19 protein-coding genes and 1 pseudogene are annotated in these 22327 nt (G+C 35.9%); 6 read left to right on the top strand and 14 right to left on the bottom strand.

What is annotated here, in order from left to right; genetic code table 11:
- Nucleotides 1-82: 82 nt before the first annotated feature.
- The 5 genes and pseudogenes from JF75_RS09825 to JF75_RS09840 form a co-directional block, all read left to right on the top strand.
- Complete coding sequence (locus JF75_RS09825) at nt 83-1528, top strand: DASS family sodium-coupled anion symporter (RefSeq protein WP_046332856.1); 1446 nt, start codon at nt 83-85, stop codon at nt 1526-1528.
- 138 nt (nt 1529-1666) lie between these two features.
- On the top strand, nt 1667-2977 hold the full coding sequence (locus tag JF75_RS09830; RefSeq protein ID WP_046332857.1) for an NCS2 family permease: 1311 nt from the start codon (nt 1667-1669) through the stop codon (nt 2975-2977).
- Nucleotides 2978-3123: 146 nt separating this feature from the next.
- Nucleotides 3124-3414 (top strand): hypothetical protein, encoded by a 291-nt coding sequence (locus JF75_RS09835; RefSeq protein ID WP_046332858.1) that lies wholly within the window; start codon nt 3124-3126, stop codon nt 3412-3414.
- 71 nt (nt 3415-3485) lie between these two features.
- Complete coding sequence (locus JF75_RS10625) at nt 3486-3659, top strand: hypothetical protein (protein ID WP_167334220.1); 174 nt, start codon at nt 3486-3488, stop codon at nt 3657-3659.
- Nucleotides 3660-3664: 5 nt separating this feature from the next.
- A pseudogene (locus tag JF75_RS09840) lies at nt 3665-3856 on the top strand (MFS transporter); the annotation flags it as partial.
- 66 nt (nt 3857-3922) lie between these two features.
- On the opposite strand, the gene JF75_RS09845 reads toward JF75_RS09840, so the two are convergent.
- The 14 genes from JF75_RS09845 to JF75_RS09910 all read right to left on the bottom strand — a co-directional run bounded on the left by JF75_RS09845 (nt 3923) and on the right by JF75_RS09910 (nt 19524).
- A complete protein-coding gene (locus tag JF75_RS09845; protein WP_046332860.1) occupies nt 3923-4237 on the bottom strand; it encodes a PTS fructose transporter subunit IIB in 315 nt (104 codons plus the stop codon).
- Nucleotides 4238-4254: 17 nt separating this feature from the next.
- Nucleotides 4255-5289 carry a PTS fructose transporter subunit IIC gene (locus JF75_RS09850; RefSeq protein ID WP_046332861.1) on the bottom strand — a complete coding sequence of 345 codons (1035 nt, stop codon included), beginning with the start codon at nt 5287-5289 and terminating at the stop codon, nt 4255-4257.
- Nucleotides 5290-5293: 4 nt separating this feature from the next.
- Nucleotides 5294-5734, bottom strand: coding sequence for a PTS sugar transporter subunit IIA (locus JF75_RS09855; protein ID WP_046332862.1), 441 nt, complete (start codon nt 5732-5734; stop codon nt 5294-5296).
- A gap of 2 nt (nt 5735-5736) precedes the next feature.
- A complete protein-coding gene (locus tag JF75_RS09860; RefSeq protein ID WP_046332863.1) occupies nt 5737-7629 on the bottom strand; it encodes a BglG family transcription antiterminator in 1893 nt (630 codons plus the stop codon).
- Nucleotides 7630-7646: 17 nt separating this feature from the next.
- A complete protein-coding gene (locus tag JF75_RS09865) occupies nt 7647-8681 on the bottom strand; it encodes an SIS domain-containing protein (protein WP_046332864.1) in 1035 nt (344 codons plus the stop codon).
- 264 nt (nt 8682-8945) lie between these two features.
- Nucleotides 8946-10502: a ClC family H(+)/Cl(-) exchange transporter gene (locus JF75_RS09870; protein ID WP_046332865.1), complete on the bottom strand. Its 1557-nt coding sequence runs from the start codon at nt 10500-10502 to the stop codon at nt 8946-8948.
- An 85-nt stretch (nt 10503-10587) separates the two neighbouring features.
- Nucleotides 10588-11973, bottom strand: a complete 1386-nt coding sequence (gndA, locus tag JF75_RS09875; protein WP_046332866.1) for an NADP-dependent phosphogluconate dehydrogenase — start codon at nt 11971-11973, stop codon at nt 10588-10590.
- A gap of 110 nt (nt 11974-12083) precedes the next feature.
- The gene (gene spxB, locus JF75_RS09880) at nt 12084-13895 is read right to left on the bottom strand and encodes a pyruvate oxidase (protein ID WP_046332867.1); all 1812 of its coding nucleotides are present in this window, start codon (nt 13893-13895) and stop codon (nt 12084-12086) included.
- 276 nt (nt 13896-14171) lie between these two features.
- Nucleotides 14172-16070 carry a tRNA uridine-5-carboxymethylaminomethyl(34) synthesis enzyme MnmG gene (gene mnmG / locus JF75_RS09885; protein ID WP_046332868.1) on the bottom strand — a complete coding sequence of 633 codons (1899 nt, stop codon included), beginning with the start codon at nt 16068-16070 and terminating at the stop codon, nt 14172-14174.
- Between the two features lie 10 nt (nt 16071-16080).
- Nucleotides 16081-17466, bottom strand: a complete 1386-nt coding sequence (gene mnmE, locus JF75_RS09890; RefSeq protein ID WP_046332869.1) for a tRNA uridine-5-carboxymethylaminomethyl(34) synthesis GTPase MnmE — start codon at nt 17464-17466, stop codon at nt 16081-16083.
- 104 nt (nt 17467-17570) lie between these two features.
- Entirely contained in the window at nt 17571-18434 is an 864-nt protein-coding gene (locus JF75_RS09895) for a membrane protein insertase YidC (protein ID WP_046332870.1), read from the bottom strand.
- 1 nt (nt 18435) lies between these two features.
- Nucleotides 18436-18804 (bottom strand): ribonuclease P protein component, encoded by a 369-nt coding sequence (rnpA, locus tag JF75_RS09900; protein ID WP_046332871.1) that lies wholly within the window; start codon nt 18802-18804, stop codon nt 18436-18438.
- Between the two features lie 52 nt (nt 18805-18856).
- Nucleotides 18857-18997, bottom strand: a complete 141-nt coding sequence (gene rpmH / locus JF75_RS09905) for a 50S ribosomal protein L34 (RefSeq protein ID WP_003549412.1) — start codon at nt 18995-18997, stop codon at nt 18857-18859.
- A 245-nt stretch (nt 18998-19242) separates the two neighbouring features.
- Nucleotides 19243-19524, bottom strand: a complete 282-nt coding sequence (locus JF75_RS09910; RefSeq protein WP_046332872.1) for a hypothetical protein — start codon at nt 19522-19524, stop codon at nt 19243-19245.
- Nucleotides 19525-19881: 357 nt separating this feature from the next.
- Between JF75_RS09910 and JF75_RS09915 the strand changes: the two genes are divergently transcribed.
- Complete coding sequence (locus JF75_RS09915) at nt 19882-21723, top strand: FAD-dependent oxidoreductase (RefSeq protein WP_052726923.1); 1842 nt, start codon at nt 19882-19884, stop codon at nt 21721-21723.
- Nucleotides 21724-22327: the final 604 nt, after the last annotated feature.

Below are 22327 nucleotides of genomic sequence, written 5' to 3' on the forward strand. Positions count from 1 at the left end.
AGAATAATATGTTAAACTAAGCAAATATAAGGGTGTTTATTCGCCTAATATATTTGCTTTTTTATTTAGAAGGGAGTCTTTTATGAAGACGATAGATTATAAAAAATTTATATTGCCACTATTGTTTGGCTTGATATTCTGGTTTACGACTCCAATTCGTCCTGCCGGAGTATCAGTCCAAGCCTGGCATATGCTGGCAATATTTATTGGAACAATCATTGGTTGTATTACGTTACCTATAGCTATTAGCGGTGTTACTTTAATAGGCTTTACTCTTACTATTTGCCTCGGGCTTGCACCCCTTGCCGACAAAATTGTTAACGGGAAGGTCGTCGCAAAAGGAGCAATTGACGCGTTCGCCAATTCATCTGCTTGGCTAATCGTTATGGCCTTTATGATTTCACGTGGTATTGTAAAAACGGGCTTAGGTCAGAGAATTGCTTTATATTTTGTTAAATGGTTTGGTCATAAATCCTTAGGCTTAGGCTATGCTATTGGTGCTATTGATTTAATAGTTTCTCCTGCAACTCCTTCAAATGGTGCCAGAGCAGGTGGCGTGGTATATCCATTAATTCAATCATTAGCAAATACATTTGACTCTAAGCCCAATGACCCATCTCGTAAAAAGATGGGAGCATATCTAACTTTTACAGAATTTCAAGTTAACATTATTACTTCATCATTATTTATGACTGCTTGCGCACCTAACTTAATTGCTGTTGCACTTGCTGGTAAAGCAGGTGTGACTCTCAGCTGGATGCCATGGTTAACGGCCAGCATTGTGCCTGCAGCAATTTGCTTACTTGTTGTACCATATTTTGTTTATAAGCTTTACCCACCAGAAATCAAGGAAACTCCTAACGCTAAAGAATGGGCTGACGGTGAACTGGCAAAAATGGGTAAACTTACTTTGCCTGAAAAATTAATGGCAGTTATTTTTGCAATTACTTTAGTTTTATGGATGCTTTCCAGTACTTTAGGAATAGATGCTACATTGATTGCATTCATTTCTGTTTCACTTTTACTGCTTACAGGTGTATTAACACCTAAAGACCTGTTAAGCGAAACCGGAGCTTGGAACATTCTGATTTGGTTGTCTATTTTAGTATTTATGGCTGAAAAACTAACTCAGTTTGGTTTAATTGGGTGGATATCAACAAGTATTTCTAGTGCAATGAAGGGCCTCAACTGGCTAGTAGTTTTAGTAGTATTAGCACTAGTTCTATTCTATACTCATTATCTATTTGCCAGTGCCACGGCTCATAATTCAGCAATGTATCTGCCTCTTTTAACCGTAGCAATCTCAGCAGGAGCACCAAAATTACTGGCAGCACAGTTTTTAGCGCTTTTTTCAGCAATTATGGGTTCCACAACTCACTATTCCAGCCCTGCCGCTTCTGTTTTAGCTTCTTCAGGATATGTTAAGCAAAATGAATGGTGGAAACTTAGTTTTATATTCGGTATCTTCTATATCTTAGTTTATGGCATAATCGGATTAGCCTGGATGAAACTAATTGGTATGTGGTAAGCTGTTAAAGCAAATCTATACAGATTTGCTTTTTTTATTACCTGGGAAATAATTTTGAATAAAATGGATTTTTATACTAAATAAGTTATATACTAGTTATATTAGTTCTTTATAATTTTAATATTTTTTGGAGGAAAAATGACGACATTAGATAAAGTCTTTCATTTAAACGATGCTCATACCACTGTTAAGCGCGAGTTAATAGCTGCATTAACTACGTTTGTCAGTCTCTCCTACATCCTTTTTGTTAACCCTAACATTTTACACGCAGCAGGTATTAATAAGGGAGCGGCTTTTACAGTAACCGCAGTTTCAATTGCAATAGGCTGTTTTATTATGGGTCTGGTTGCTAACTATCCTGTAGCCTTGGCTCCCACACTTGGCAGTGCTGCATTTTTTGCTTACAACGTTTGTGGCGGAATGCACATTAACTGGCAAACTGCCTTAGCTGCTGTTTTAGTTGCATCTGTTTTGTTTATTTTAATAACAGTTTTGAAACTTCGTGAAATAGTAGTCGATGCCATTCCACAGGATTTGAAATATGCTATTTCGGCTGGTATTGGCTTATTTATTGCCTTTATTGGCCTGCAAAACGGCAAATTAATTGTCAATAGTGATTCAAATTTAGTTACTTTGGGCAAATTTAATTCACCAGCCGTTTGGATTACCCTCTTCGGTTTAGTTTTAACTGTGATTTTAATGGCAATGAATGTGCCAGGTTCCATTTTTATCGGTATGGTAGTAACAGCTGTCTTTGGGGTTATTATTGGCCAAGTAGCTGTTCCTAAAGGTATTATCGCCAGCGCACCAAGCATTGCTCCTACCTTTGGTCAAGCTGTATTTCATTTAAAAGATATTAATACTCCCCAACTATTCATGGTAGTTTTAACCTTTTTACTGGTTACTTTCTTCGACACTGCAGGAACGCTGATTGGCATGAGTGAACAAGCAGGAATGGTTGATCAAAATGGTAAAATACCACGAATTGGTAGAGCGTTCCTATCGGATTCGTTAGCCATGGTTGAAGGAGCAGTCTTAGGAACTGCACCACTTGGTACATCTGTTGAATCTAGTGCCGGCATCGCTATGGGTGGTCGCACAGGTTTAACTGCAATCTTTGTAGGAATCTTTTTCTTGATTTCAATGATTTTCAGCCCGCTTTTGGCGGTTATTCCCACCACTGTTACTGCTCCAGCATTGATTATTGTTGGGGTGCTCATGGCAGGAAACCTGAAAAAAATTGACTGGGATAAGTTTGAAATTGCCCTTCCAGCATTTTTGACGGTAGTTGGTATGCCATTAACTTATAGCATTTCTGATGGCTTGGCTCTTGGCATGATTGCCTATCCAATTACCATGATTGCATCAAAACAGGCCAAAAAAGTTTCACCAATGATGTATATTTTATTAGTTGTATTTGTTATCTTTTTCTTGATCACAAATATGTAAGAATATCTGTCTAATTACAACGGCCACTTTTAGAAGTGGCCTTTTTGTTTATGCTTAATTGATAAATTACACTTTATTTTTTATTTATTTGCTATTATAATTCATAAAAATATTTACATTTTATTCATGAAAGAAGGTAAATTATCATGTCCAACACTAAAGAGAAATGGTTCAGCCGCTATATTGGCACTGTTACGTTTTTTGTTGTTGCTTTACTAGCCAGTCTTAATTCTGGCTTTTTCCCTTATTCAACTGCTGGAAGACTCTGCGCCATTTTGTGGCTGGCCACATTCAGCTTTTTGATATTTGCCTTTGAATATTTAATTAATCACACTAGTCTTGATAATAAAAATGCTGCAAAAGCAGTGGTAAATTTTAGTATTTGGCTCCTTGCGGCTTTAGTTTTAGTTATATTCAATTTAATTTTACAAAAATAAACTTTTTTTTAATTCATTAATGAAAGAGAAGTTGTAAGGTAGATTAAGTAGCTCGTATTTAATCTATTATTATGAAAGAAGAAAAGACAAAAACAATTAAAAAAGATTATAAAAAGGCACCTCTTGCAAAAGTTCATTTACGCGTATTGACTGCCATTGCGTTAGGGCTTGCTAGTGGCTTTTCACTAGGAATTACTGGCGTAGCGCCAAATATATTCAAATTAGTAACATGTGGACTGGATTAATTGGAGCCGGTGGTGTGGGAACCTATATTACAATCAGTCGTATTGGCGTGGCTGCGGGGACATTTTTATTGCCAATTCTAACAGAAATAGGCGGGCCAAACTTGGCAATGCTTGTTTGTGCCTGCGTTCTCTTGGTTGCTTTTGTCATTTATTTAATCTGGGCACCAGAAACTTCACCTAAATATCTAAAAAAATAAAATTTAAAAACTAAAAGCACGTTTGTTTGTAACGCGCTTTTTAGTCATAATATTTTTCTTAATATATTATTTCTTTAAATAATCAATTGCTTTCTTTAATTCCTGATCAGCATTGATAATAAATGGTTCAGAACCAGATTCATATACATTATCAAGTCCTTCAAATCTATCTCTCCCAGAAATAGGCACATCTGAAGCAATAATAATTATATCAGCATTTTTAATATCATCTTCAGTCAACTTGTCTTCAGTACCTACACTTCCTTGAGTTTCTACTTTAACTTCATATCCGAGACTTTTTGCAGCTTTTTTCAAAGCCTCAGCTGCCATATAAGTGTGAGCAATACCAGTTGAACAAGAAGTTACACCAACAACTTTCATAATTTTTACCTCCAAATTTATTTATTCTTACCTTTTAAACCAACTTTAAAAATATTAATACATATAGCTGTTACTATAGACCCAATCAAAATTGCAATGACAAACATTATTTTATGTGTCGCAACAGGAGTAACTATAATACCTCCTTGAGGGGCATATTCTTCACATCCTGCAAGCATCGCAATGATTGCTCCAACTATTCCACCAATACAATTTGCAGGAATTACCTTTAAAGGATCTTCAGCAGCAAAAGGAATAGCTCCTTCTGATATACCAATAATTCCCATTAAAAGCGCTGCCTTTCCAGCACTTTTTTGACTTTCATCCCACAATTTAGGTGCAAACAAAGTTGCTAATCCCATTCCAAGAGGAGGAGTACAAATTGCGACAGCAACTGGAGCAGCCAGTGTATAAATACCTTGATCAAAATACGCCCAAGCAAATAAACATGCTACTACATTAACAGGTCCTCCCATATCAAACGCTGTCATGAAGCCAAGGATTGCTGCTAATAAAATTGCGTTACCATTAGACATAGATTTTAAAAACGCAGTCATTGAGCTCATTATTCCGGCAACCGGAGCAACAACAATATATTTCATTATGACAACTACTATTAAACCATCGATCAATGGAACAATAAAAATTGGTACTAATGCCTTTAAGCTTGCTGGTATGGGTTTACAAAGAGTTTTAGTCCACATAACTACATATCCCGCAAGGATACCAGCTACAATACCTCCTAAAAATCCTGCGCCGTTTTTATATGCTATAAGGCCCCCTAAAAATCCTGGCATAATTGCTGCTCTATCAGCAAAGCCAAAAGCAATGAAGGCTGCCAATATAGGTACCATTAATTGCATTGAAGTTGTGCCAAACGAATTTAAAGTTTTTAGGATCGGATTAGTAATAGCGATACCTTTCCCGCTTGTACTTAGAGCTGTGGCAAGAGCAATGTAAATACCCCCAAAAATAACAAATGGAATCATATATCCCACTCCTGTCATTAGAGCCCCTTTAATTCTATTTACTTCTCTTTTAAGTACGCTCATTTCTTTACCCCTTTTCGTCTAAAATTTTTATTACTTCGCTTTCGCTTTTTGTTTTTGCTAGAGCATTCAAAATCTCTTTATTTATTAATTTTTTTGCTAAACTCGACAATACTTTTAAATGTATATCACTCTTTTTATTTGGTACTCCCAGCATAAAAATCATATTCACCCAACTCTTTGTATCCTTGTTCCACTCAAGAGGTTTTTGTAACCTTAAAAAGGTAATGAATGGCTTTTTAACATCGCTTGACTTTGCGTGGGGTATGGCAATTGAATTACCCATATAAGTAGTTACTTCGTTTTCTCTTATGAGAATTTTATTTTTAAAATCTTTTGAACTTGAATTTAAATAATTGTGCTCTTTTAGTTTTTTAATCAGAAAATCAATTATTTCCTTTTTAGTCTTTAAATTTAAATCTAAAAATACTATGTCAGTATTGATCATCTCTATAATCTAAACCTTTCATTTAACATTTCTGGTATTTTTTTTAAAGGGATAGCTTTTAAACTATTCCAAAACTGGATATCATCTATGCTCTTACCCATTCTTTGAAAAATAAATTTAAAATCTTTCTCAGAGTTTTTAGTTGCAACAAAATTTATTATTAAATCTACTTTTTCATTTTTTGACCAATTAATTGCTTTTTTTAGTTTAAAAATATTCAAAGAAGGGACTAAATGCTTTTCTTTATATATACCATGAACTAAAGCTACATTTTCGCCAATATAAGTAGAGCCTATTCTTTCTCTCTTTTTTATAACGTTTACATAATTGGGAAAAACTAATTGCTTATCACTCAATATTTTTGAAATTTTCTCTAATACTTGTTGTTTGTTATTAACTTCGCTTAAAAACCAACAATGATCATTGGAAAATTTAATAGATACTTTTTGCTGTTTACCATTAATTTGAGAAATAATATTATTAATGTTTTTGATGTTATCAAAAGGCTTTATGACTACATACTTTTTATCAGTTATTTTTTTAAGATCTGCCGTAGATATTATGAGATCAACTTTTTTGTACTGTTTAATTTCACCTATAGAGGCAGTGCCAATAACATTGTATTTAGGAAAATTATTTATAATTCTTTCTTTAAGTAACGAAGAAATGCCAATTCCGCTTGAACATACAATTAAAACATTCTTTTTCTTGATTGATCTTTCCTTTGAAGCCATAAAGTGCGTAACTATAAAAGCAACTTCTGAATCTGGCACCTTTTTATCAAAAATAATATTTATGTTATCTTGTACGGCTATGAACAGGTACAAATCATGCTCAAGAATATACTTTAAAAAAGGATTATAGATCTCTAATTCAAAATCTATTCTTAATTCTGCGACTTCTAAATGCACACACAATGAATTAAGCAATTCTTTATCGCTATTGAAGTTATAGTCTGTCTCCTCACTAACTTTTTGTACAAATTTTTTAGTTTTTAATTTAAAATCTTTGTCTGCATCATAATTATTTTTGTCTAAAACTTTGGAACTAAAAATATACAAAAGAATTAAGTACAATTCCTCTTCAGAAAAAGTTATACTGTAACTTTTTTCAATACTTAAAATATCTTTTTTTAATATCGGAATATATACATCATAATTAGTGAGCTTATCTTTGATCTTTCCAACAGATGTAATATTTTTTCCAAGTTTTATTCTTTTCACTGATATTGCTAAATGTATTAGTAGGTTTTTTTTGGATTCAATTGTAAATTTAATATTAAAGTCATATTCAAGTTTATTAATAAATTCTATTAATGGATTTAGATCAATATTAAACAATTTATTAATATATAGTGGTACATCATTTTTTAATATCTCATTTTCCAAATTAAAGTCTGACTTCATAAATATGAGTTTTGATAATACTTTTCGCTTTGTTACTTCATCACCTTCAATTTTAAATATTTCATGTTTTTTTATTATCTTTATATTGTATTGGGAAAGAAAATTATTATTTATCTGGTTAATATCTCTACTCACAGTGCTACGGCTAATAAAAAAATTTGCAGCTATATCTTTTACATAGGATTCATGAATAAACAAATACAAACAAATATCAATTTGTCGCATTGTAATTTCAAATTTATTACTTGAAAGATTTTCAAAGATATAATTTTTTAATTTCTCTTTCTGCTCTGAAGAACCAGTGATTTTTAATCCAGTTCCAGGCTTTTTCTTAATATTTAGTTGAAATTTACACAATACTGATTCTAATTTTTCAAGATCATTAAAAATCGTTTTTGTAGAAACTGAAAAGATATTAGATAATTGAGCACTAGAAAGATAATTATTCGATTCTATTAACTTAATTAATAATCTTGCTCTTCTTTCCATATCTATCACCTAATCGTCTAAGTCAATCTATTTTTAATTAACTCATCATAGTCATCATTTGCATTACGATTTGGATCTAAACCTAAGTATGTAGGTATATAGTAAGCAAATAATTGGAAAACAATTCCAATAGTTATTGCCTCTAAGTAATATTTATGCTTTTTTATATTGAAATCTCCATTTTGATTATCTACGGTATTAATTAGAATCATATTATTAATTTTTGTTTGAAAATAATTAGTAGTTTTTTCCAATGGATAGGCAGTACTATTAATTAAAAAAATGTTGCTATTTTGGTTAACTGGACGGTGAAAACCATGTGGAAATTCCTCAGCAGTTGTAAATGAACTTTGAACTAACATAGTTTCTGACATCTTCAATGCTGCTTCTTTAGTAGCACCTAAATATGGCTCCGCTCCTACAACTAAAATGTTGTTCATTCTAACTAATTTATGATGCTTACTAAACCAAAGCGGGAAACTTTCAATTAAATTTTTGATCTCTTTTTTTATTTCTTCAATTTCTTTAATCAACTTGCTACTATCAAAAGATGTATTAGCAAGCATAGTTCCTAATAAGTAAAGTAATATTAAATTATTTGTATAACCTTTTGTTTTTGCATTGCAGTTTTCCTCACCACAACAAAAATTAAAATAATAATCACAATTATTTGCTAATGGTGCATTTTTATATTGTGTAAGAGCAATTGTTTTATAGCCATCTTTTCTGGCTTTGCTTAAGGCCATATTTGTATAGGTACTTGTTCCTGTTTCAGAAATTACCACTATTAGAGTATTTTGCTTACTTAAATTTAACTCTCTAATACTTAAAAAAGTATCAGGATAATAAACTTGAGTATTAAGTCCTAGATAATTTTCATAAAAAAATGTTACCTGACACGCTGTGTTAAATGAGCTTCCTGAACCAATAAAAACTATATTTTTGGCTACCGGAAGTTTATCCTTTGAGTAAACTCTTTCAAAAGTGTCAAGAAGATCAGTAATTGCATTCGGCGTATCTTCAATATATCTCAACATTAAATCTGTATTCATTTTTCATCCCTTCTGTTTTCATGGATGCATCCTTAATTACACAATATATTTGAAAGCGCTATAATTCAATAGTATAAGTAACCAAAATAGTTCTACATTTATAGAACAATTTTTATTTATTACTAAAATTTAACCATAGTTAGTATGCCAAAGGCTTATAATCTAAAACAAAATAAAAGGATTGTTTCCTTTTGTATATAGGAAATAATCCTTAATTAAGTATTTATAATTTTTATCTAATTGTTAAAAACAACAGAAATCTTTTTAGCCATCATATTTTATTCTTTGCATTTGTTTTATCTGACCAAATACTTTACCGCGTTGGCCAGCATCTAGTGTTAAAACTAATGAATCACCGGCTTTAATTAATGTTTGTCCGTTGGGAATTAGATACTGGCCATCATGGTACACCGCCTTAACCAATGTATGTTTAGGCCACTTAATCTGCATGATTTTTTTGCCTGCGAGCTGACTATCCTCATAAATTGGTACCGTTAGTTGGTCAGTTTTGCCTGATATCGCAGGAGTATGTTTCTTATTATTTGCAACCATTGCTCGCGCCAGTGTGCCATAAATTGGGTCTCCATTAAGCAATTCATCAACCAGCAGGGCAACAAAAGCTACCACAGCCAAAGGCATTAAATGCAGCAGCGACCCCACCATTTCCGTAATTAAGATAATAGCTGTAAATGGAGCTCGAATTACAGCAGCAAAGAACCCGGCCATTGCAAAAATAATCAAATTAATTACTAATTTTGTAGGCAATAAATGTAATTGAACCAAAATAAGGCCGTAGCTGGCCCCGATTACAGCACCCATTGTCAATATTGGCAAGAAAATACCACTAGGCAAGCCCGAATCATAAGAAATAATAGAAAAAATAATTCTCACAATAAAGAAAAACAGTAACATACCAACTATTTTCCAGCTACTTTGTTTAATAATTTGTGGTAAGGCTAAAATCAATCTATTTCCCGGACCAGTAATTAAGGGCCAAAAATAAGCAATTGGTATCAATAAAATAAGAGGTATTAATCCATATAGCCAACTAGGTAAGAAAGTAATTTTAGCATATAACTTTTTTCCCTTAAATAAACCAACTTTATAAAGGTGACCTAGTAAACCTAAAATTAAGCCTAAAAGTAACAAGTAACCATAGAGCTTTACAGGAAAAGTATGACGATAAATGAGAGACAAAGATGGCTTTTGACCAAAAATATTTGATACAACAAAATCTGATACTAATGCCCCAGCCAGTGCATTCAGCCAAACGCGGGGAGAGAAATTATGAAAAACTTCTTCAAGTACAAACAACGCACCACTTAATGGTGCTCCAAAAGCTGCAGCTAATCCACTGGCCGCTCCAGTAGCTAATAGTACTCGAGCATTAGTTTTCGACTCCTTAGTGCCTTCGCCAACACCTTGACCGATAGTTGAGCCTATTTGTAAAGAAGGTCCCTCAGGGCCTAAAAACAGGCCTGTACTGATTACTAAAATACCCCCAATAACTTTACGCCATAATGTGGGCCACCATTGTAAGGTTAAATTTCCTTCAAGTTGCAATTTAACTTCCGGGATACCAGAGCCGCCAACATGGGGATATTGCTTAACAAAATAACCTGCGATTAATCCAACTAAAATAAGGCCAAATATAATTGGGATGAACCACAATGCACTTTGATGTGCCACGTGAAACAGAGTAAGCCACAATTTTGTCATCTTGGCAATGCCAAAGCGAAAAATTCCCACGACAAAGCCACTAGCAAGCCCTACTAGTATCGCTTCTACTAAGAGTTTTATCTGTACTTTTTTATCTCTCATTTTACCTCCACTTTCTTTATTTAACACTAGCAAAAAACCAGTTAAAGTCGCGACTTAACTGGTTTTAGTTGTTACACGTGTAACATTATTTTTCTTCATACCATTCTGTGTGATAAACACCATCACGGTCGTTTCTAAAGTAAGTGTGAGCACCAAAGTAATCACGTTGACCCTGAATTAAGTTTGCAGGTAGACTAGGATTGAAAATTGATTCCAAGTAGTTCAATGATGCACTTAATGTTGGGGTTGGAATACCAGCTTTAGTTGCCAGCACAATTACATTACGTAATGCTGGGATATTTTTATCCATTAAGTCTTTAAAGTAAGGATCTTGGAACATGTTATCGAGTTTTTTACCCTCAGCAAATGCCTTTTCAATATCTTTTAGCATTGATGAGCGAATAATGCAGCCTGCTTCCCAAGATTGAGCAATTGCAGGATAGCGTAAATCCCAGTTATATGCATCAGCAGCCATTTTTAGTTGTTGGAAGCCTTGGGCGTAAGCAACAGCTTGGCATAATTGTAGTGCTTTACCCAAATTATCAATCAAATCTTGAGGGACTTCACCATTCCACTTTATTTCTTTACCTTCACGAGTAGTGGCCTTAGACATGAAGCGACTAATAACTGCTTCTGCAATAACGCTGATTGGAGCTCCCAGATGAACACCGTCTTCCAACATCCAGTTCCCAGTACCCTTATAAGAAGCCACGTTTAAGATATGATCAATTACATGGTCAGGGGTTAGGTTATCTTTTTGCTTTAAAACCTCAGCCGTAATCTCACTTAGATAGGCTTTAACCAGCCCCTCGTTCCAGTGAGCAAAAATAGCTGACATTTCATCATTTGTTTTGCCAGCAACTTTACGTAGGATATCATAAACTTCAGAAAATTCCTGCATAATGCCATATTCGATCCCGTTATGTACCATCTTAACATAGTGACCGCTGCCTTCAGGCCCAATAAAGCTGACGCATGGATGACCTTCAGAGTTTTTAGCTGCAATTGCTTCTAAAATCGGAGCGACTTTCTTATAAGCATCTTCATCTCCACCCGGCATCAAAGCTGGACCATTTAAAGCACCCTCTTCACCGCCTGAAACACCCATGCCAATAAAGTGAATACCATGTTGTTCCATTTCATGATAGCGCCGGTTAGTGTCATGAAAGTTTGAATTTCCACCGTCAAGTAAAATATCGCCTTTATCCAAAAGTGGTAATAATTTTTGTAAAGTTTCATCAACTGGTTTACCAGCCGCAATTTGGATTAAAATCTTACGTGGTTTTTCCAAAGAATCAACAAATTCTTCCCATGAATATGTTGGTTTCAACTTATCATCTTCATATTTAGCAAAAGCATCTACTTCTGGTTTATCAATAGAAAAACCAGAAACGGAAAAGCCATTATTTCTTACATTCAAAGCAAGGTTCTTACCCATTACTGATAAGCCTATAATTCCGAACTGTTGCATTTATAGTCCTCCATCTTTTAAGTTTCATACTCTATCATTATACTTGTAAGACCGCAAAAAAGCGAAACTTTCAAAAAGTTTCGCTTTTTTCAAACCAATATATAGGGCTATTAGTGAGCTGAAGCACCTGAAGTTGTGTCAGGCTCTGGTTCTGGCTCCGGCTCCTCTTCTTCAGCTTCTGAAGCACCTGAAGCAACATCTGCTACTACACCGTACTTGTCAGCAAAGTAGCTAAATGGTTTCAATGCTTCTGCTTGATACTTCTTAACAAATTCTGGATCATCAAGAGCATTCAATTCACTTGAGTAAGGCATGTCATGAGTGAACTTAATGTCAACCAACATTGGTCCATCCATTTGCTTGAATTCCTTAACTGCGTCTTCGAATTCCTTCTTAGTGCGTACAGTTACACCCTTCACGTTCATACCTTCAGCAACCTTAGCCCAGTCGTTATTAGGCATAATAACACCTGATAATGGTTGGTGTGATTCATCAACTTGCTCAGCTTCAATGTAACCTAAAGTTTCATTTGTAAAGACAACGTTTAAGATATGCATGTTGTAGCGAGCTTCAGTCAACAATTCTTGGCTCATCATGGCAAAACCACCATCACCACTCAAGTTCCAAACTTCGCGTTCTGGGTGAGCAGTTGCAGCAGCAAGTGCAGCTGGTGAACCAAAGCCCATAGTTGCGTACAAGCCTGAAGTTGCCCAAGTTTGGTCATCATGCAAGTTTACTAAACGTTGGAAGTCAATGTTGATGTTACCAACATCAATAGCAAATTGTGCATCATCATCAGCATATTTGTTAATGATGTCAAAGATTGGCTCACGGCGAATTGGCATTTCGTCAGAATCATCAAAGCTGTGCTCCCATTCTTCCCAGTTTTGACGATCTGCAATAGCAGCCTTATAAAGTGGTGATTCTTCACGAGCTTGACCAGCATCAATAATAGCTTGTAAAGTCTTAGCACCGTCAGCCAAAATTGGAACATCAACTGCGTGACGCTTACCTAATTTTTCTGAGTCAACATCAATTTGTACAACTTTAGCCTTAGGGTCAAAGAAGAACAATGAGAATGGTGAGTCATTACCTACCCAGATAACAGCATCTGCATGAGTTTGAATATCGTCACTTGGCTTAGGAGCAACACGACCAATTGAACCCATGTAAGCTGGGCATTTATCTTCAACAACACCCTTAGCCATAACTGAAGACATCAATGGAGTCTTGAATTTTTCAGCGAATTTTTCTAAGACATCGCCATGACCCTTCATACCTAAACCGAAGTAAACAACTGGGTTCTTTGCTTCTTCAAGAACCTTTACAGCTGCTTCAACTTCGTCTTTTCTTGGAGCTGCATAATTAGGAATTGCTTGCAATGCATTGTAATTTACACGGAAATTATCATCAATCTTGTCCCAGCCAAAGTCCTTAGGAAGAATTAAGACAGCTGGACCCTTCTTAGCATATGCTTGACGGATTGCTTCATCCATCATTGCAGGAATTTGCTCTGCACGCTTAATTTGGTGATCCCAAACAGCAACCGGATCAAACCAAGGCTTTTCATCAAAAGCTTGGAAGAAATCCATATCCTGACGACCAGTTGGGACGTTAGCTACGATAGCAACCATAGGTACCTTGTCGTATTTTGCGTCATACAAACCGTTCATCAAGTGAACAGCACCAGGACCGGCTGAACCAAAGCATACGCCGACCTTGCCAGTAAATTTATATTCAGCTGAAGCAGCTAAAGCACCGGCTTCTTCATGCCGAACCTCAATATACTTCATCTTACCCTTAAAGTCATGGATAGCATTCATTGTTGAATCAAATGAGCCACCCGGAAAACCATAAATATGATCAATATGCCAGTCCAATAGAACTTGGAGCATGGCATTTGCGCCATTAATTTTTGCCATTTTAAAGTGCATCTCCTTAAATACATGTTTACTTACATATTGTATTAAAACATATAATTTCACAATTTCAAGTGACCAAAATTAACGATTATCACAAGATGTAAGCGCTTTGTAAAAATATTATTTTCACAAAGTTAAGCAATTAATTTATAACTTTTAGATAATAGCAATAATCATATTTGTGATTACCTGATCATTACCACAAAATTTGTGTATTCTTTTGTGTGCATTATTTAAAGAAAAATATTTTTTATAAGTTTTAAGTTTTTACTAAATTTATTTATGAATTTTAGCGTAGCGACCATTTTGCACGTAAACGCTTAGAATTGCCATGTCTGCCGGATTAACTCCCGAAATCCGTTCAGCCTGCGCAATTGTTTCTGGCCTGATTTTGGCAAATTTTTCGCGCGCTTCCGTTGCTAAACCATCAATTACATTATAGTCGATGTCTGCAGGAATTTTCTTTGCTTCCTGACGGTGTAATTTATTAATTTGCTGCTGCTCCTTTTTGATATAGCCAGCATACTTAACGTTGATTTCAATCTGCTCTCTGACATAACGTTCATTCGAAATAGGCATCCCCGTCAAGCGTTCGATATCCGCTACCCTAACTTTGGGCCTTCTTAAGAAAACATCTGCTTTAACTCCAGCTTTAAGCTTGTCTTCCCCAATACTTGCAAGGTAGTCTTGTACCTCTTTAGTGGGGTGAACAGTAATCTTTTTAACAGCATTAGCAGCCTGCGCAATTTGTTCTTTCTTTGCTAAAAACTGGGAATAGCGCTCTTCAGAGATTAAGCCCAGTTGAAAACCGTAATCCGTCAAACGCAAATCAGCATTGTCATGACGCAAAATCAAACGGTACTCTGCACGTGAAGTTAGTAAACGATAAGGCTCTTCTGTCCCCTTAGTTACTAAATCATCGATTAAAACACCGATATAAGCTTCATCACGGCCTAAGGTAAAGCCCGGCTGACCGGCAGCTCGCAAAGCGGCATTAATACCAGCAATCAGACCTTGTCCTGCCGCTTCTTCATAGCCGGATGTGCCATTCATTTGGCCCGCAGTGAATAAATTTTTGATATTTTTAGTTTCCAAGGTATGTTTTAACTGCCAGGGATCGATTACATCGTATTCAATGGCGTAGCCTGGCCGCATCAATTCCGCGTTTTCAAGGCCGGCAACCGAATGCAGCATTTTTAACTGAATTTCTTCCGGCATTGAAGTTGAAAAATCACCAACATAAACTTCTTTAGTATTTTTACCTTCTGGCTCTAAAAAAATCTGATGACGCGGCTTGTCCGCAAAACGAACTACTTTGGTTTCAATTGAGGGACAATAACGTGGTCCCACTCCCTTAATTTCTCCTGAAAACATTGGAGACCGGGTCAGGTTTTGGTTGATTATTTTATGTGTAGTCTTATTAGTATATGTCATCCAGCAGGAAACCTGATTTTTGAGGTAATCTTCATCTTTAGTTTCATAAGAAAAATGACGCGGAACTTTATCACCAGGTTCTTCCTCAGTTTTAGAGTAATCGATGGTGTTGCTGTTAACACGTGGAGGCGTGCCCGTTTTAAAACGGCGCAGTTTGAAGCCTAATTTCTCCAGATTTTCTGATAATTTAATTGCTGGAACAGTATTGTTAGGACCAGATGAATAATTCAATTCACCAATAAAAATGCGCCCGCGAGCTGACGTACCAGTGGTTAAAACAACACTTTTAGCGTGATATTTAGCCCCAGTATTAGTAATTAAGCCTTTGCAGACCCCATCTTCGACAATCAGTTCATCAACTGTCGCCTGCCTTAAAGTCAAATTAGGCGTTTCTTCAATCACTTTTTTCATCTGCTCATGGTATTGCCATTTATCAGCTTGTGCCCGCAAGGCCCGTACAGCTGGTCCTTTACCCGTATTTAACATGCGCATCTGAATATAGGTTGCATCAATATTTTTACCCATTTGGCCGCCTAAAGCATCAATTTCTCGCACTACCGTACCCTTTGCTGGGCCACCTACTGATGGATTGCAGGGCATAAATGCTACCATATCAAGACTAATCGTTAACAGCAGTGTTTTTTGGCCCATTCTGGCACTAGCTAAAGCAGCCTCACTGCCAGCGTGACCAGCCCCAACTACAATGACATCATAATCATTTGAGTCATAACTCTTAATCATTAACTTCCACCTATTTTCCTAAACAAAATTGACTAAATAACTCATTAACTAATTCATCCGGACTACTTTCTCCTGTAATCTGGCCTAATGTATCCCAAGCACCGTTGAAATCAATTTGGGCAATATCTAAAGGTACTTCGTCTTTTAACGCCTGAACGACATCTTGCAGCTGCTTTTTGGCCTTTTCCAGCAGGCCTACTTGTCTCTGGTTGGTTACCATTACTTGATCGTTAGAATTCTCAATACCCTGGAAAAACAGTTCCTTAATTGCATCTTCTAACTGAGCAAGATTTTGCTCCTTTAAAATTGAAATGGCGATTACTGGACTTTCAGTCAGCTGTTTAACCTGAGCAGCAGAAACTTTTTGCCCCAAATCCGTTTTGTTCAAAATGGCAATTCGCTTTTTCCCACTAGTAGCAGCAATTAAGGCATAGTCTTCTTGAGTTAATTCCTTACTTGAATCAAACAAGAGTAGAACCAAATCTGCCTTTGCTAGTGCTTTTTTGGAACGTTCAACCCCAATTTTTTCTACCTTATTATCAGTATGTCTGATGCCGGCAGTATCAATTAATTTTAAGGGGACACCTTTAACCGAGACATATTCTTCTAATGTGTCACGCGTCGTGCCGGCAACATCTGTCACGATTGCTGTATCACTTTGAGTCAGATAATTAAGTAAAGATGATTTCCCGACATTAGGTTGCCCAATGATTGCAGTAGCTAAACCGTTACGTAACGCCGTTCCTTCACTTGCCGTTTTGAGCAATTTATCTATTTTAGCAATAACTGCCTGGGAAACACTGGTCATCTGCTTGCCCGTGACAGTATCTGCATCATACTCAGGATAATCAATATTAACTTCGACATTGGCTAGTGTATCTAAAATTTCCTGCCGCATTACCCTAATTTTCTCAAGTAGGCCGCCTTGCAGCTGATTTTCAGCCACTTGCCGGGCCTTATCAGTTTTAGCGCGCACAATATCCATTACGCTTTCAGCCTGAGTTAAGTCAATGCGACCATTAACAAACGCCCTTTTAGTAAATTCACCAGGATCGGCCATGCGCGCACCAGTTTTTAATAATAATTGCAAAATACGATTAGTAACAACAATGCCGCCATGACAATTAATCTCAACAATATCTTCCCTGGTAAAAGTCTTAGGTGCCAGCATTACAGATACCATAACTTCGTCAATCACCTGCTCACTTGCAGGATCAACTATATGTCCATAATGAATAGTATGCGTTGGCACTTTAGTTAAATTCGCACCCTTGAAAACCTGATTGGCAATTTTAACTGCTTCTTCACCAGACATGCGGACAATAGAAATCCCACCTTCACCAATTGGCGTTGAAATCGCTGCAATTGTATCAAACTCCGTTAAAGTTTGTGCCATGATTTTCTCCTTTTCAATAAAAAAAGCGCATTATTCCACCATGAATAATCATGATGGATAAAGCACTTTGACTACTTTATCTAAATCATTAATTTAGATTAATATTATTTTCTGCGTTTTAACCGTTTATACGTTCTTCTCAGTTGCCGTTTACGTTCACGCTCCTGGCGCTCTTTTTCTTCCTGCTCACGCCGATATTTAATTGGGTTCTGCAGAATAAAAGTCTGAACTACCTGGAATAAATTAGAAATTACCCAGTAAACTACAATAGCTGACTGGAAGTAAATCCCCATTACACCAACCATAATTGACATCCCGTAAGTCATAATTTTTGATGACAAAGTCTGTGATTCCTTTGGCATTGAAAGTTGACTAATGTATGTTGACGCAAATGTCAAAATCATTGATAAAATCGGCATAATAAAGTATGGGTCAGGCTTACCTAAATCCATCCACATAAAGTGGCCAGTCATGAGCTGGGGAGTTTGCGCAATCGCTCCGTATAATGCAAGCATAACTGGCATCTGAATAATTAAAGGCAAACAGCCGGCATAGGGATTAACCCCAGCTTCTTTATAGAGCTTATTTGTTTCTTGCGAAAGTAAAGTACGCGACTCTGTATCGCTGCCAGGATATTTCTTACGCAAAGCGTCCATTTCCGGCTGAATTTTTTGCATCTTAGTAGTGCTCTTAATCTGAATTGCACTAAGCGGGTACAAAATTAGCCGTACAATGATTGTAAAGATAATAATTGCCCAGCCGTAATTGTTGCCAATCAGTTTCGACAGCCACAACAAAAACGTGGACATATAATAAATGACCCAGCGATCCCACCAGCTGCCACTTGTATGTGAAACTGGTTTTAGCGTGCCAGTGGATGCACATCCTGTTAAAACAACTGCTAATGCAACCACTGTCAGCAGTACAAGTAGACGCTTGACATTCTTTTTAGTTAAAATGTCTTTCACTCTAATTTTCCTCAACTTTATTCGGTATCTCTTCAATTATATTGGCTAAAAAGAGTGCATGCAAGAGGTTCTTACGAACATCATCCCATCTAAAATTACGCGCATACGGTCTAGCAATGACTAGAAAATCAACATGTGGCTTAATTAAAGGTTTATTTTCCGTAAGAACTGCACGAATATAACGTTTGAGGCGATTACGAACTACAGCAGTATGCCCGACTTTTTTACCAACAGAAATACCAACGCGAAAATGCTTGTTTTCTGGTTTATCCAGTTGATAAATAACAAAAGCCCGGTTTGCTACTGAATTACCTGATTTAAAAACTGTTTGAAAATCATTTTCTGTTTTAACGCGATAAGACTTTCTCAAAACGTTTCATTCCACTCTTATAAATTAAAAAAACCACTGGGATTTCAGTGGTTTAAGCAGATAAGACTTTTCTACCCTTTGCACGGCGTCTAGCCAAAACCTTACGGCCATTAGATGTACTCATCCGTTTCATAAAGCCATGAACTCTTGAACGGTGACGCTTTTTAGGTTGGTAAGTTCTTTTAGTTGTCATTAAACTACACCTCCAATTTTTTGTATGCAGACTGCACAATTTAATACCTAGAATACCATGATTAAAGTAAAAAACCAAGTAAAAAGACAAAAAAATGCGAATTTATCACCTAAATATACGGTCTCGTTCTAATAGGACTTGACCTTTTTCATTAAAGCGCTTGGCTAACTTTATAATCTCCATTTTCCTTATTCAAAGATGTGACCTGATTTTAATTTTATCCCGTTCATATCTAAAGATATACCCTAGGACAAGTCATCTTGCGTAATTTCAATTGACGGATAGTGCCCGAGACCTGGTAAATATTTATCTAAAGGGCAGCTATAAACCATGTAATAGTCTTCTTCTTTTTTACTAGCATTTAATTCACTTATCCTTTGTTTAGCTTTTTCAACATCCTTTGTAATGTATACAACGCTGACGACCCCTATCTTATTATGGCCGTTATTTTCTATATTTCCTTTAAGAATCAGCTTTAAATTGCCGTCATCTTTTAAACCTTGTTCAACATAATCTTGATAATTCATATTGGTGCCTCATAAAAAGAAATATTTTCAGTTGCTTATAATTAGATTATTCTGCACTGTTAATTGTATCAAAAAAAAGCTTGCTCATAACTTTACTATCCAATTTAATTATGAGTTTTGTTTTACCTTTCACAAATTGCTCTAAATAATATCATGGTATTGATTTTGAAACCTTTTTCAAAGAATGCTCTTACTTGCCGCAATAACATTATTTTAAGATCAATTTGATTTACTCAGTATTTCACATTCTTTACACTTTTTTAATCATTCTATTACTTATTAATGATAAAATTGACTTTGTAGACAAGTGCTTTCCATAGTGCTTTAAATAATTTTGATATAAAAAAGGAGATTTTTATGGTAAGTGGTGTTTTTAAAGGTGCTGCTCAAGGCTTTCACAGCTTATTAACCAGTAACGTTACATTAAAGGACGGTAAAATAATCAAAGTTGCAGTTGACGGTGTCCAGCCATATACAGTTGGATCCTATGCAATTCCAACGATGATTAACAGAATTGAAAAAGCAGGCAATACCGATGTTGATGTTGTTACATCCGCTTCAGTAAGTACTTCAGCAGTTGTTAATGGCGTAAATAAAGCCTTGGAAGTTGCCCAGGGAAAATTAACTGCAGACGATGCTGTTAATCCTAAAGTAAAACCAAGTAAGAAGCCAAACTATCCGGTTTATGCCAAAGTAAACAGTAACAAGTATATCGCTTCTCAAGTGCAATTTAATGATACCTATGACGTGATTGTCGTTGGTTCAGGTATCTCCGGATTATCAGCTGCTATTGAAGCTAAAAAGCATGGCAACAACGTAGTTATTTTTGAAAAAACTGGTATGGTCGGCGGAACTAGTAATTATTCCGCTGGCGTTATTCAGGGTTCTGGCGATAAATATCAAAAAGAATTTACAAGCTACCAAAATGACAATCCTGAACTACATGCTCAAGAGTTAATTCAAGCCGGTGAAGGCAGAGTAAATCCTCAAATAATAAAAGAATTAGCCGAGGATTCTGCTAATAACATCGAATGGCTGGCAAGTTTAGGAATAAAATGGACCTCTGTCTATGGCCACAGAGTCATTCCTTATGAAAACAAAGATTACTTTGCGCAAAGAATTCACGTTTATGAACACGGTGGCGGTTTAGGCAGTGGCTGCGTAATGATTGACGCTGTAAGAAAAGAAGCTGACCGTTTGGGAATAAAGATTTTCTTTGATACTCCTGTAATTAATTTAGTAACTACCAGCTATACTGACAAATCAGTTGTTGGCGTAGTAACAAATTGCAAAGGCAAAACTAGTTATTATCGCGCTAATAAAGGTGTAGTCTTGGCTACTGCAAGTATTGACTATAACGAAAAATTAGCTAAAGAATTTGCGCCTCAGCAATATCGTGACATTAAAAATCATGCCTTGACTAATTCTAAATATGATACCGGCGACGGTATTTTGATGGGATTAGCACTTAACGCTGCAACTGAAGGTTTGGGCGGCTCTATGGATGTTGATTTTAAGAGCAATGTAGGTGCAGCAGATAATTTGCCGACGCCACCAATGTTTTACGTAAATGGCAATGGTAAACGTTATGTTAACGAAGATACTACTTACGGCTACCTAACCCGTGCTACCTATCAGCAAGAATTAATTTGGAATAAGCCGACTTGGCAGATCTTCGATTCATCGACTTTCTCTGCTCCATTTACACCTTGGAAATCTGCTGCAGACACGGAGAAGGATATTAATTCCAGACAAATGTTTAAAGCAGACTCAATTGCAGAATTAGCTGCTAAAATCAACGTACCAGCTGAAAACTTAACGCAGCAACTAGAGACCTGGAATAAAAACGCCGCAAATGGTGCGGACAAAGAGTTTGGTCGTAAAGAAGGCCTGCAAGAATTACATGCTCCATTCTATGCTTATGCTCACAAGGACAGCAATTTTGGTGCAATTGGCGGCTTAAAAGTAACTACTAATTATGAAGTAGTTGATCAAGATGACCGAAAGATTGCTCACCTGTATGCTGTCGGCTGCAACTCTGGTGGCTGGAATGCAAATTATTACCCATCATCAGGTACTGCCTTAGCCGAGGGAATGCATTCAGGCCGCAGAGTCGGCAGAGTCCTCTCCGGTTTAGTAGAAGAAGTCAATGATACGCCTGCAGAAACTGATGTAACAACCGGTTCATCAGAATATTAAAAAACTAATTTTTAGAAAATTGTAAAAAGCGTTTTTACTAATTTATTTTAGTAGAGACGCTTTTTATTCATTTACAAGTTTTAATAGACTTAGAAAATCTCTTCAAAATTATTCATAAAACTATCCGCTGGTTCATAACCAAGCAAGTATAAGCTTTATATTATTAGCAGTAAGAATTTTAAAAGTCACAATTGTTAATTATATTAGATATTAGCTTTTATTTTATGTTAAGACAAAAGGCAACTTTCCATTTAAACTTCGTTTTATTTGTTTAAAATAGCAGCCTTTAACTTATCCACATGTTCCTAACTCACAGCATTTTACACAAGTTTATCCACAATCTACAGCTTGTTAAAAAAGTTTTGCACACTATGTGGATAATATGTTTCACGCTCCGTGAAATTTACTGCTATTAAAGCAAAAGATTTCCACAGTTAAAATTGTAAATAAGCAAAAATAGCCCAAAATAACTCACTTTTTTGTGTATTTTCCTGTAAATTATATCCACAGCTTGTTAATTCTGAATTCTTTTTGTGCACTTGTGGAAAACATTTTTAATAGATGGTAAAATAAGTTTTGCTTAACGTACGCGGAGGGAATTATT

The sequence above is a fragment of the Lactobacillus kimbladii genome, from assembly GCF_000970755.1.
Classification (GTDB): Bacteria; Bacillota; Bacilli; order Lactobacillales; family Lactobacillaceae; genus Lactobacillus; species Lactobacillus kimbladii.